The organism is Paenibacillus sp. J22R3 (assembly GCF_056269305.1).
This window is the reverse complement of record NZ_JBWDNS010000005.1, coordinates 210,924-223,844: the sequence shown is the minus strand read 5'-3', so window position 1 is coordinate 223,844 and position 12,921 is coordinate 210,924. Positions and strand designations below refer to the sequence as shown.

Here is a 12,921-nt window from a genome sequence, read left to right as displayed (position 1 = left end):
CTATTTTTCAAACGCTATATTGCATAAATGAATACTCAACGATATACTATAGCAGCAGGAACATTTTTTTTGATCAGCTATTCTACATTAATGAATACCTAACGATATGGTATAGGAGCGTTGACTATGAATGTACAGTTTAAGAAAGGCGTGCTCGATTTGTGCGTTCTTGCGTTGACCGCTTGGGAGGACCGATATGGTTACGAGCTTGCGGTCACCATGTCCGCGAAGTTCGAGGTCGCTGTCGGCAGTGTTTATCCACTGCTTAGCCGCTTGACGCAGGAGGGTTATTTTTCAACCTATCTTAAAGAATCATCTGAAGGTCCTCCGCGCAAATATTACAAACTCACGCCTAAAGGGCATACGCATCTCATGGGGCTAATCAGTGAATGGCGGACATTCTCCGTCGCAGTGGATGAATTGATTAAGGAGGGTGTCGAACGATGATCAGAGAGCAGTATTTGGGACAGCTGTGGGAGCTGCTGTCACCTGTGCCGGAGTCGCTTCGCAGGGAGTGGATGTACGATTATGAAGAACATTTTCGCATGGCAGCCGAGCATGGTCGATCGGAAGCGGAAGCAGCCGACGAGCTTGGCGATCCGCGTCTGATTGCGAAGGAGCTGATGCTCAATTATCGCGTCGATCAAGCTTCGATTAAGAGCGGAAGCATCACGCTCGTATCACGAGCTGTACTCGCCGCAGTCAGCTTAGGTTTCTTCAATCTCGTTTTCGTGCTGGGCCCTTACGTCGGACTGCTTGGCGTACTGGTTGCGATATGGGCGACAGCTATTGCAGTCGGACTCTCCTCCATAATGGCGATCTATGAAGGCGCATTTGGAGGCGGAATTACGCTTCTGCAAGGAACCTTCCTCTCCATGGTGCTAATTGCGCTCGGGATGCTGATAGGTGCAGGCGCGCATTGGTTGACACGAGCTTTTGCCAAGATGACCTTGAGTTATTTGAAATTTAATTCCAGAGTGATAAGGGTGAAAAAAGGATGAGAAATTGGATCGTTGTCGCATTGATACTGCTCGTTGTCGGTTTGATCGGCGCCTTCGGCACATTCCGCAAAGACGGAGCGCTCTCCCTTGGAACGGAGAAGGTGACTCAGGAGCAATCGGTGGCCGGTGACGGCATTGAAGAGGTTGAGATCGATACCGGCAGCTTAGATATCACCATCGTCCCGAGCTCCAATAATGAAGTGAAGGCAGAGCTGACAGGCCGCGCCAGCAAGAAGTATCGGGATAAATTAAAACTGGAGCTTCAGAGAGAAGGCAATGTCCTTCGGGTTTCCGTCCAGGATGGAGTCGGCTTTACGATTGGCATTAACATTCTTAATCTGGATTTGCGGTTAGAGCTGCCGGAGCAGCAGTATCGGAAGCTGATGTTTGATGGAGGCAGCGGAGATATTGATATGGCGCAGTTGAAAGTGGACCGCATTAATCTGCAAACCGGTTCAGGGGATATGACACTCCAGCAGTTGAACGCGCAATCCATTGAAGCCGAGATCGGCAGCGGGAACATAAGCTTCGCTGATGTTACGGCAACGGATCTTATTGCGGTGAACGCAGGCTCAGGTAATGTTTCCACGGAAGGCCTGAAGGCGAAGAAGTTCACGGTTGACGTCGGCAGCGGTGATGTCGAACTAACGGATAGTGCTGCAGAGCTTCAAATCGAAACGAACAGCGGCGATATCGATCTGATTCAGAAAGAACTCGAACAGCCTGTGGATCTGGAGACCGGCAGCGGTGATGTTTCGATTCAGACAGATGAGCAGCCGACATCGGCACGCATAACGTTTAGTCACGGCTCTGGCAGCCTCGATAATGATTGGGATGGCGGTGAGCAGTCGACGGACAAGGATGATCGCGACGTTCTGCTCTTCGGCAATGGATCCATTCCAGTGCATATTCATACAGGATCCGGCGATTTATCGGTTGGCCCCAAGTAGAACAATTATAGGGTTCCTATTGCTTATTCAAGCAAGCGGAGCCCTATTTTCTTTATGTCTGCGAAATCTCTGGGAATTATCTGCGAAACTACAATTTTATTGTCGAAATACCGATATTCTGAAAGAAGGATATTAGACCTATCAGGAAGAAGTCATATTCTAGCACTTCCCGGCATAAACTTCGTTGTTTATGAATAGGGGGAGATGTGTTTGGTAGAATCGCCGGATTTGCCGCTGCTGCCCTATCGTGTGATTGGTGGGGTGAAATGCTTTGAATTGTTCGCCGGTGTGGTTCAGCAGGAGCTTCTGCCAGGAGTATTTATGCAAGGCTATGGATATAACGGTTCGATTCCCGGGCCGACCATCGTAGTGGAGCCGGGGGATTTCGTTCAAATTCGAGTCATCAACAACTTGCCGGAGCCGACGAGTGTTCATTGGCATGGGCTTGACGTGCCTAATACGATGGATGGTGTGCCGCCGTTTGAGCCTTCACCTCTCATTCAGCCGGGGTACGGGTTAGATTACCGATTTCAGATTGTGAATCCGCCCGGCACACATATGTATCACAGCCATTATGAATCCATACGGCAGGAAATGATGGGGCTTGGCGGGTTGCTAATCATTGCGAATCGACAGGAGAAATTAGTCACCAGAGACTTTGCCTATATGCTTCAGGAGTTTCATTTGAACGGCCTTCCGAAAGGTGAACTCCACCCGGGGATCTATCACGTTGACCCCTTATCGGATGGATTCAATTTCTTTACCATGAATGGACGCTGCTTCCCGAATACGTCGCCGCTTCATGTGCGGGTGAGGGACTGCGTTCGAATCCGGCTGGCTAATTTGGGGATGCAAGGGCATCCCATGCATCTGCATGGCGTGCAGATGCTGGAAACCGCTTATGACGGCAATGAGGTACCGCCTTGGAACCGACTTCGGAAGAGCACCGTATTCGTGGCACCGGGTGAGACACGTGATATTCAATTCGATGCATGGAACCCGGGCCGCTGGCCGTTTCATTGCCATATCCCGCATCATGCCTCGAATAATTTCACGCTGCCTGCCGGCGGGATGTTTACGACCATTCAAGTCGGCGACTGAATTTGGCGTTTGCGTTACTTGGAGAGGCAGAACTATGAGAAGGAGCTTAAACCCATGCAGATGAAAGAAAAATCCGCCATCGGACCGATTCTGGGCGTCTTCCTGCCGATTTTATTGTTTGAAGGGCTGCGCTCCTTGAAGACACTCGATATTTCTGTAGAAGCGCCGGAGCGGCATTTTCAAATTGTAACGCTTGTGGCTGCGCTGGCAATTGTGGCTGCCATCGCTGTTGGTATTGCCGGACATCGTCTGCGGAATATTAAGGTTGGATTCATGTCGCTTGCGTATGTGTCGCTAGCCGGTATATTCGTGTTGCATGGACTGACTACGCCCGGATTCATCATTCATGCCGGGCATTTGCCGAGTGTGTTGGCACAGCTTAGCGTATTGGTTACCTCCGTGTGGCTTTTCTTGTCTTCCGTATCGACCGATCGATTCATTATTAGGCAGCTTTCCAAAATGCGAACGTGGCTCATCCCGGCTTGGCTGGTGCTGCTCGGCTTCGTCTTCTTGCTCGCCCTGCAGCAGCCGCATCTCATAGACAATATACCGCTTAATATTGACCCATACAAATGGATCGCCGCGTCGATCACCTGTATAACCTGTGTGTGGACGATGTATCGGTATTGGCAATCGTACCGAAGTGCCGGGTTCCCGCTGCAGCGCGCGATTGTTCATAGTGTCGGACTCATTATCGCGGCTCAATATATCATCGTCATGGGCACGGCCTGGAAATTAAGCTGGTGGCTCTATCACCTATTGTTATTGTTCTCTATGGTCATCATGTTAGTTGGACTGCTTCGGCAGTACTTCTCGCAAGGCTCCTTCAGCAATTCGCTGAAAGTATTGTTTCAATCCGATCCGCGTGCTTGGCTTGAAGCCTGCAAGACGCCAAGCGTTCAGGCGCTTATTATGGCAACGGAGGCGCGCGACGCCTATACAGCAGGCCATAACAATCGCGTAGCGCTGTATGCGCTTCGACTTGGCGAGGAGATGGAACTCAACAAGCATCAGCTGCGCGCTATTGCGCAGGGCGGCGTTGTGCATGACGTCGGGAAGCTGAGGGTGCCGGATGCGATCTTGAACAAGGCAGGGAAGCTTACGCCGGAAGAACGGCTAGTCATCGAACGTCATCCGGTTTCCGGCTATGATATGTGCAAGAGGCTCGGGTTCCTGAAAGACGAGCTGTCGGTTATCCGTTCCCATCATGAGAAATGGGATGGAACCGGGTATCCGGATCGGCTGATCGGCGAGAGTATTCCGCTGCTGGCTCGTATAACGGCGATCGCGGACGTCTATGATGCGCTAACCTCTTCGCGTTCTTACCGCCAGGCGATGACGCATGAGGAAGCGATGGATATTATCATTCAAGGCAGCGGAGCTCACTTTGATCCTACCTGTGTCAAAGCTTGGCGACGTTTGGCTGCTGCGGATGCGGAATTTTTCGAAGAGATCGCGGCGAACAGTCGCAGCTTGAAGCTCGTACATAAAGCAGCGCAATAATGCGAATAAGAGGAGATCCTAGGAGGGATCTCCTCTTTCATGTTGCCCGTGAAAGTCTCGGCTGCTGCTTCATTGTAGTCTATACTTGATGAACAAAACTTTAACGGTTGTCAGCGTGGCTATTACGTGGAAATATGCCTTTGTAAAAAGCTAACGGTTGTGACAGACGTTATTTGCACCAGATTGGTCGATTCCCAGTGGGAAATGTTCAAATAAGCTCGTTGGCAACCCTTAGAAAATGAAATGGGTCTATATAAGCCAAATAACCACTGTCACAACCGTTAGAGTTGGGAAGCGACTCAGCCTACTATTATCGGGGAATTAAAGTGCCACGACGGAAGCTCAAAACATAGAAAAGCGGATATCCTTGGGATCTCCGCTTTTGTGTGATTATAAGGATAACTGCATCTTGGTTACGGCCAAATATCTTGAGGCGTCACGTTCAGCTTGGATGCAATGAGCATCGCGGTCTGCCGTTGCGGCTTGCCGATCTTGCCATTGCGAAGCTTCGAAATCGTCTGCAGCGATATTCCGGTTTCGATGGATAGCTGCTGAGCTGACATATAACTGCGCGCCATCAGCACTTTTAACGTAACCGACGGGTCGACGGCCTCCGAAATCGTCTGGACATCGGTCACAACGAAACCGAAGTGCTTCAGTACACCATCGCCGCTGTAGAATGGACGGAAGGTGATATGCAGCTCCAGCTGGGCGGTATTGGCGGCCAGCTTGGTTTGAACGACAATGCGGTCCATTCGATTGTGAAGAGAGGCTTGCTCAAGCGCATAGATCAGACGGTCGCGATCATGGTTATTGAAGAACACATGTAGAGACTCTTGCTGAATACGGAAGAGGCGGCCAAACAGAGGTGCAGAATCATGTTGATAATACCGCTCTATGACATAACGATCGTTTAATATGCCGGAGAACATCACTTTCTTCGAGCTGCTCATCGTGTCGATCCAGGTCTTGGCTGTAATATCTTCGGCTGTGAGCAGATAGGCTGGCTCTTCCGTATCCTTCACGGCTTCCCAGGTGAGGAGCAGTCGCTGCGGCTCATCGGGTTTCGGCCGATCTAACAGCACAGTTTCAGAACTAATGGAGGTGAGCAGATTGTTATTGTTCCAGGCTGAGAACAGTCTGCTTGGCGGCAAGCCTGCCAGTTCTGCTTCAGAGCAGCCCACAAGATTGGAGAAGGCCTTGTTTGCTCTGTTAAACCGTATGTCGTCACCCCGTCCTACAACAACAGCTAATGGCGTTCGTATGGTATGAAATATAGCGGTCAATAGTGTCACTTTGGCTATCCCTCGCAATCGGCTTTGGCTGTTGAGTGCATGTACAATCTATCGAATGTAAACGCAATCCATTCGTCGTTTATAGAACAGTATAAGAGCGCAAAACTGAATTATCAACTGATTATTTATAAGTAATTATGATTATTTATGAATATTTTTATTATTCGGTCTTCCGATTATCATCCAAGCGGATCGTGCAATGCTACATTTGCCAGCAAAAATGCAAGATTGGCAACTTTCCAAATGAAGCATTTTCACTCATAATAATACATAGAGCTGCATCATTGTATTTACATCGAGAGGGCGAATTTGTATGCAAAATTGTACCGTTAATGAATGTGACAAACCGGTGAAGGCGAAGAGCATGTGCTCCATGCATCATCAGCGCTGGCGCAGACACGGGGATCCGGTCGTGACCAAGGTCCGTCAATCCGCAGAGCCCACGCTGTGCAAGTGGGTGAAATGCCAGAAATCGTCGATCAGTAAAGGCTATTGCTCCAAACATTATTACATTCATCGCTTGCAGGTTGAGCAAATGCAAACAAATTCCTAGGGCGATATCGAACGTGAAACTCCAGCATGATCTATGAAGCTATTTCCTCTCAAGGTATAATAGGGGAATTACTACCATTGTTTCTTACTGGAGGGCTTAGATTGGGAAGTTTCTCATTGCGAACCAAAGTTCTTGTCCTTATCCTCGTTGTGACCTCAGGAGCGCTGACGATAGTCGGCTACGGCAATTACTCAGCAGCCCAGCATACCATAATGGAAGCGCTAATCGAGAAGGCGAATACGAAGGTTCAAAATACAGCAAACAATTTGTCGTCATGGATCGATACCCGCCGAGCAGAGGTAGAAGTGATGAGCCGAACCGATCAAGTCCGTTTCGGTGCGAATTTTGAGCGAGAAGCTTATTTCTGGAATGAGACGCGCAGAACGGGTTCGCCGTTTGAGACGATCGGTTATGCCGATCCAAGCGGCAAAGCGCTGCTCAGCGACGGAAGAATCATCGAATTAGCTAATGACCCCTCCTTTCCCATAGCTATGAGCGGTCGGGTCGTCGTGACAGATCCGATGACAAATGGCAGCACGAAGAGCAAAATCATTGTGATCCAAGTTCCGGTATACGGCACGACCAACGAGGTCATCGGCATTATCTATGCCTCCTTGCTCGCCGAGCGTATGTACAGCGAACATTTGAATATTCGGGTGGGGACAACCGACAGATTATTCATGTATAACGATAAGGCAGAAATTATCGAAGCGCCCAAGGATAGCGGGCTGCTTGACTTGTCCTCGAAATCGATACTGTCCGAAGAGCTGCCATTCCAGCCGGCCGCGCTGGATATGCTCGTTAATGATAAGGGTTATTTTGAGCTGGATGGGCAATCCGGCTCCTCCATCTTGTTCTTCTCCGCTGTAAAAGGTACGTCCTGGCATATTGGATTAAACGTATCCCTATCTGAAATTAGGCAGCCGCTGGAAGCGATTAAGTGGCGTTCTGTTTTCTCTATTGTTATTGCGGAGGCTATGCTGACGATTCTGTTCTTCTTGTTCTCCGATCATATCATCAGACGGATTAAACGCGTAATCAATGTAACGGAAGCGGCCGCTGCAGGTCGATTTGACGTGAATAACGTACTGGATGACAGCGGCGATGAGATCTCGCAGCTGTCGCATTCGGTCAATGAAATGAAGGTGCAGCTGAGCGGCATGTTCGGCCGCATGGATGCGATGATCAACCAGAATCAATTCGCCTTCATAGTGCTGGATGATCAATATCGCGTCACTTACTTCAGTAAAGCGGCAGAGCTGATGCTGGGGTACAAAGCAGAAGAGGTCATCAATAAAGCAACGGGACTGCTGTTTATTGATCCGTCGGATATTCAGCGGGAGTCTGAACGGCTTTCTATACGTCATGGCTACCCGGTTCCTGCAGATCTTACGGTATTCGAAATGCTTCGATCGGAACGGTTCTCCTATGAACGGGAGTGGAACTATCTTCGTAAGGATGGGACGAGCTTCCCGGTTGCGCACAGCTCGAACGGGATGAGGGACCGAGAGGGCCGTTTTATCGGTGTAGCTGCGATTGCCCGTGATATTACGATGCAGAAGCAAGCAGAGAAGGCGCGCAACAGACAGTTCAAGGTTATGGGGGCTGCGAAGGACCTTATCGCGATGTTCGATGATCAAGGCCGTCTGCTCTACATTAATGCGGCGGGTCGAGCGCTTCTTGGCATACATAAATCCTATAATGACAATGATGAAATGCCGATGCGCACCATCGGCGAGCTGCTGCAAGGAATCGAGGATGCCCAAGCCTACGGCTACCAAGAGGACGAGGTGCTGCTGCGGACGGTTCAAGGGGAGTTTATTCCGGTTTCCAAGATCCTTGTCGTTCACCGTGATGATGAGACTGGCGAAACCTTCTATTCCTGTATTGCCCGTGATATCTCGGAGCATAAACGGGTGCAGTTCGAGCTTGAGCATGCAAGGCGCGAGGCGGAAAGTGCCAACTTGGCCAAGAGCCACTTCTTGGCGCAAATCAGCCATGAGATCAGAACTCCGCTGGCCGGTATCATCGGTCTGACCGGGCTGATGCAGAAGACGGAGCTGACTTCGCTGCAGCTGGATTATCTCCATAAGACGCGAGATTCCTCCGAAGCGCTGCTCTCGATTATTAACGATATTTTGGACTTTGCTAAAGTCGAGGCCGGTAAAATCGAGCTGAACGAAATGCCGTTTGATCCTTACAGTATGATCCATAAGCTGACCGAGCTGCTCAGTATGTTCGTAGGCGGCAAGGAACGCTTCCAATTTATTATTGATACACCGAATGATTTGCCGGAGCAATTGATCGGAGACTGGCTGCGAATTGAGCAGGTACTGCTGAATCTATGTGTGAATGCGATTAAGTTTACGGAGCACGGGCATGTCAAGCTGCAGGTCCAATTGCAATCGCGAGGGCGCTTAGAGAAGAATGTGCGGCTTGCTTTCCTTGTGGAGGACACCGGAATCGGCATGACGGAAGAGCAGCTGTCCAAGCTGTTTAAGCCGTTTGTCCAAGCGGATGCTGCCACGAATCGTAAATACGGCGGAACAGGTCTTGGGCTGGTCATTGTGAAGCGACTAGTCGAACTGATGGGCGGCACCATTCAAGTGAAGAGCGAGATCGGCAAAGGCAGTCAGTTTACCTTTACGATTGAGCTTCCAATAGCGGAGGAACGGCAGCAGGGCCGATTCGTGCTGGGACAAGGCGAAGAGTACTCCGTCTGGGTCGTCGAGGATTACGAGCTGCTTAGTCAGCGGCTTTGCATTGGACTCGAAGATAGTGGATTGACGCCAATTGCGCTCACTTCATGGAAAACAGCCCAAGAGAGGCTGCTTCGGTCTGGCATAGGTGTACGGCCATTCGCGCTGCTGCTCGACTTTGAAATGTCTGATATGTACGGGGAAGAGACCTGGCATGATATGCATGAAACGGCGAGGGATGCCGGGGTTAAAACGATTGCGCTGACGACAGCCTACGGACGCGAGGAGCTGCTGAAGCTGCCGGAGGAGAAACGTCCGGATGCGATTCTGGTGAAGCCGGCCACTCGGGTCAGTCTCTATCAATCGTTATTGACGTTGTGTGAGCGTACGGAGCGGGTTGTGACGGAGGCTAATGCCGAAGTGGCTGTTGCCGCTATAGAGAAGCCGAAACGGCCAAGCGGCGCTATTCTGCTTGCTGAGGATAACGATATCAATCAATTGGTTGCCGTGGAACATCTGCGCGAATGGGGTTTTACCGTGGATGTGGCGGAGACCGGCACCGAAGTACTTCGGAAACTAACCACACGACGTTATGATCTCATTCTTATGGACATCCATATGCCGGAGATGGACGGCGATGAGGCAGCGCGAATTATTCGCCTAGACTCGAAGTATGATCGGCTGCCTATCGTGGCACTTACGGCGAATATTATGCAGGAGGACCATGATCGGTATATGCAGCTGGGCATGAATGATGTACTGACGAAGCCGATTTCTCCGAGTACACTGCTGCAGATCATATCGAAGTGGATTCGTTACGGAGGGGAACTGCGTGTCGAGCCGGCCAAGACGAAGTCCAGAGAACGTGATGCCGTAGGCGCTGTCTATGTGCCTGTTCAATCGCTGGATGACGAATGGCTGCACAAGGGGATACCCGGCTTGCAACTGGAAGCGGCGCTGCAGCGGGTGAATGGGAAGCGAGATATTTTGAACCATATGTTAAAGCTGTTTGTGAAGGATTACGTAAGTTTTGATGAGCGGCTGCATGAAGCGCTGACGAACGGGGATTTTGCACTGGCTCGCCGGATGGCACATACGCTCAAAGGGGTTGCGGGTAATTTGTCTGCAGTCAAGCTGGCCAGAACCGCGCAGGATCTGGAGCAACTGCTAAAGGCGTCGGAAGAATGGCTGGAAATTGACGCGGTGTATACAGCCGCAGCGGAAGTGAATGAGGTTCTGAAAGAACTTATTTCTCATTTGTCAGAGTTGACAGAATTCGACAATATATCCTAACAAATTTCTAACAATCTATTGTTGGGTTGATCTTCCTATTGTATATTAGTAGTAAGAAGATTAGTCGATTCATGAATCCCTTCATGAGGTGAGAAACATGTACAAAATACTGGTTATCGAAGATGATGTGATGATGAGCGATATGCTGTCCATGTACATGTCTGAAGAGGGCTACGAAATTAAACAGGCTGCTACCGGCGGGCAAGGATTGAAGCTGCTGGAACAGTTCGAACCGGATGTCGTTCTACTCGATCTCATGCTACCTGACTGGGATGGTACAGAGCTGTGCCTCCAAATACGCCAGCACTCCTCGGTTCCCATTATGATTGTATCTATGAAGTCTGAAGTATCTGAGCGTGTCCAAGCTCTGCGTGCGGGCGCGGACGATTACTTATGCAAACCCTTCTCCATGCACGAGCTGAGTGCCCGTGTAGAAGCGCTTATTCGCAGAGCGAAGCTGATGCAAACGTCGGTCGCTGAAGGCGCCCTTCAAGCAGAGAACGACAACGAGAAAGCCGAGACGACAATCAGGCTGGATTCGGAGCGGCGATTGCTGCTTGTGCGCGGAACGCTTGTCGAAACGACCTTCTCCGAGTTTGAACTGATGAAGCTGTTTCTTACACATCCCGGTAAAGTATTCAGCCGAGAAGACCTAATTAATGCGATTCGAGGGTTTGACTCCTTTGTTACGGATCGAGCAATCGATGTACATATCGTGAATCTACGACGCAAACTAGAGAAGAACCCGAAGGAGCCGCACTATATCCGCACCGTCTGGGGAGTCGGGTATAAGTATGTTACTGAGGTGGAATCGGTATATTGATCATGCAAATGCGGCGCGATAGTATTGCGCTGCTTTGCATGAAAGCGGATCGAAAGCAGCGCATCTTTGAAGCGCTGCTTTTTTCATGAAACAAACCATAAAATGACAGAAATAACAGAAGCTCTGTGCCGGGGCACGAAACTTATGCGGCAGAGAGCTTTTTTACGCATTTTTTTAGCTAAAATTAATGCAGGAACCTTACATACCTACTTTATTCCTACTGCTTTTATGTGATAATTGACCTAGTGTAGCTATGTTGGGGTTAGGTCGAAAGGATCGGTGATTGGTGATGGAAGTCAGGGATCCATTCTCTCAGCGGGCTGCTTCGCAGCGTCGTGGGAATGTGCCTGCTGATCAGGTATATGATTCACTAACAGGCTTGCCGGGGCGGAAGGCTGCGTTTGCGATGCTTGCAAGAGCGGTTTCCTTGGCAAGAAGCTGCAATAGAGGCGTGCTTACAGCGCTAGTAGATATGGATCGCTTTTATCTCATCAATGAAACCAGAGGAACTGCATTCGGCGACGAGGCACTTCGTCAGATGGCCAATCGACTGTGCGAGCTTACGCATTGGTCAGGTTCGGTATTCCGGTTTAGCGGCAATACATTCCTCTTATTCCGACTTGTGAAAATGGACGATGCGCCTATAGAATCGAACAAGCTCATCGAAGAGCTGAAGAAGACCGCAGAGGATTGGCTGGAGGTCCGCGGACAGAATTTGCAGCCTTTATGCAGTATCGGTGTAAGCAGCTATCCAGCAGACGGTGAGACGGCAGAGCGGATCGTTCGTCATGCTGAAACTGCACTTCAGCAAGCGAAGGCAGCAGGCGGCAACCAGGTTGTTGTATATGCGGAAGACGGTGCTGCACAGATTCTTCGGACAGAAGCCATCAGAATCGCGCTGCGCAACGTTCTGCAGAGCGAGGAGCTGTCGCTCTATTATCAACCTCTATACGAGGTGAATGGGCGGTTGAGAGGCTTTGAGGCGCTTCTGCGCTGGCAGCACCCACAGCTCGGCTTACTCTTGCCGGAGGAATTTGTTCCGCTTGCTGAGCAGAGCGGTCAAATTGTGGAAATCGGCGAGTGGGTCATCCGTGAAGCTTGCGGGATGCTGAACAGGACCGGCGCCAGAGGGCTGGCGAACATGATCATATCTGTTAATCTATCGCCGAACCAGCTTGTTCTGCCGGAGTTCGTCCAATCTTTGCAGCGCATACTGGAAGAAACAGCGACGTCGGCAGAAGGCTTGGAAATCGAAATTACCGAGAAAAGCATGATCGATTGTGGTGAGAAGGCGTGCGCGGTTCTGAAGCAGCTAAGTGATTTAGGCATTCGCATTTCACTGGATGACTTCGGTATCGGTTATGCGTCATTGACTTATTTAAGGATTCTGCCGCTCCATACGCTGAAGCTGGAAACCTCGTATATCAGGCATATTTGCGACCAGGACGCGGATAGTGCGATTGTGAAGGCATTAATCGCACTTATGCATGAGCTTGGTCTTGAGGTGGTCGCAGAAGGCGTAGAGTACGAGGGACAGCTGGAGCTGTTGAAGCAATGGGGCTGCGACTTCTATCAAGGGTACCTGCTCGGCATGCCGATGCAAGAAGAAGCCATCGGTACGCATCTCCTTCAGCTTCAGTCCGTGTAATCAAATAAAAGGGCAGTCTGCACGAGCGCACATTCGACACATCGAATGTACGCCA

10 protein-coding genes are annotated in these 12,921 nt (G+C 50.2%); 9 read left to right on the top strand and 1 reads right to left on the bottom strand.

Going from position 1 to position 12,921, the window contains the following annotated elements; all coding sequences use genetic code 11:
- The first annotated feature begins 126 nt into the window (after positions 1-126).
- From AC0YN4_RS22235 to AC0YN4_RS22215, 5 genes are all read left to right on the top strand, one after another.
- The gene (locus AC0YN4_RS22235; protein ID WP_091224208.1) at positions 127-447 is read left to right on the top strand and encodes a PadR family transcriptional regulator; all 321 of its coding nucleotides are present in this window, start codon (positions 127-129) and stop codon (positions 445-447) included.
- On the top strand, positions 444-1,001 hold the full coding sequence (locus AC0YN4_RS22230; protein WP_475782662.1) for an HAAS signaling domain-containing protein: 558 nt from the start codon (positions 444-446) through the stop codon (positions 999-1,001). The genes AC0YN4_RS22235 and AC0YN4_RS22230 overlap by 4 nt, the downstream gene beginning before the upstream one ends.
- Positions 998-1,951, top strand: a complete 954-nt coding sequence (locus AC0YN4_RS22225) for a DUF4097 family beta strand repeat-containing protein (RefSeq protein ID WP_475782661.1) — start codon at positions 998-1,000, stop codon at positions 1,949-1,951. Before AC0YN4_RS22230 ends, AC0YN4_RS22225 begins: the two co-directional genes overlap by 4 nt.
- 210 nt (positions 1,952-2,161) lie before the next feature.
- Positions 2,162-3,052, top strand: a complete 891-nt coding sequence (locus AC0YN4_RS22220; RefSeq protein ID WP_475836806.1) for a multicopper oxidase family protein — start codon at positions 2,162-2,164, stop codon at positions 3,050-3,052.
- A gap of 54 nt (positions 3,053-3,106) precedes the next feature.
- On the top strand, positions 3,107-4,555 hold the full coding sequence (locus AC0YN4_RS22215; protein WP_475782659.1) for an HD-GYP domain-containing protein: 1,449 nt from the start codon (positions 3,107-3,109) through the stop codon (positions 4,553-4,555).
- Positions 4,556-4,968: 413 nt separating this feature from the next.
- Here AC0YN4_RS22215 and AC0YN4_RS22210 read toward each other — a convergent pair whose 3' ends face one another.
- Positions 4,969-5,850, bottom strand: coding sequence for a helix-turn-helix domain-containing protein (locus AC0YN4_RS22210; protein ID WP_475782658.1), 882 nt, complete (start codon positions 5,848-5,850; stop codon positions 4,969-4,971).
- Between the two features lie 313 nt (positions 5,851-6,163).
- Here AC0YN4_RS22210 and AC0YN4_RS22205 point away from each other — a divergent pair, with 313 nt between their 5' ends.
- From AC0YN4_RS22205 to AC0YN4_RS22190, 4 genes are all read left to right on the top strand, one after another.
- A complete protein-coding gene (locus tag AC0YN4_RS22205) occupies positions 6,164-6,403 on the top strand; it encodes a hypothetical protein (RefSeq protein ID WP_475782657.1) in 240 nt (79 codons plus the stop codon).
- Positions 6,404-6,519: 116 nt separating this feature from the next.
- Positions 6,520-10,395, top strand: coding sequence for a response regulator (locus tag AC0YN4_RS22200; protein WP_475836805.1), 3,876 nt, complete (start codon positions 6,520-6,522; stop codon positions 10,393-10,395).
- 97 nt (positions 10,396-10,492) lie between these two features.
- Positions 10,493-11,218, top strand: coding sequence for a response regulator transcription factor (locus AC0YN4_RS22195; RefSeq protein ID WP_475782655.1), 726 nt, complete (start codon positions 10,493-10,495; stop codon positions 11,216-11,218).
- A gap of 289 nt (positions 11,219-11,507) precedes the next feature.
- Positions 11,508-12,866 (top strand): putative bifunctional diguanylate cyclase/phosphodiesterase, encoded by a 1,359-nt coding sequence (locus tag AC0YN4_RS22190; protein ID WP_475782927.1) that lies wholly within the window; start codon positions 11,508-11,510, stop codon positions 12,864-12,866.
- The last annotated feature ends 55 nt before the right edge of the window (positions 12,867-12,921 follow it).